The sequence below is a fragment of the Frigoribacterium sp. AC759 genome (assembly GCF_979256015.1).
Genome location: NZ_CEEDMT010000090.1, coordinates 1 through 273, shown reverse-complemented (window position 1 = coordinate 273; position 273 = coordinate 1). Strand labels below are relative to the sequence as shown.

Here is a 273-nt window from a genome sequence, read left to right as displayed (position 1 = left end):
CAGCTATCTCCAGCATTTCGAACTCGACGGGCTGAAGCTCGACAAGTCGTTCCTGCGATCGGTCGGCGATCGCCGCAAGACCAACCAGATCATCCGCTCGATGATCGACTTCGGCCACAGCCTCGACATGCGTGTCGTGGTCGAGGGCGTCGAGAGCGACTGGCAGGCACGGCTGCTCCAGATGCTCGGCTGCGACCTGTTGCAGGGCTATGAGATCGGGATGCCGATGCCGCTCGACGACCTGATAATCTGGCGCGCCGGACATGACGCGAC

Annotated in this window: 1 protein-coding gene; it reads left to right on the top strand. The window is 62.3% G+C overall.

Annotated elements, in window-relative coordinates:
- A partial coding sequence (locus ACZ6JE_RS15205) for an EAL domain-containing protein (RefSeq protein WP_464319481.1) occupies nucleotides 1–273 on the top strand: 273 nt, incomplete at both ends.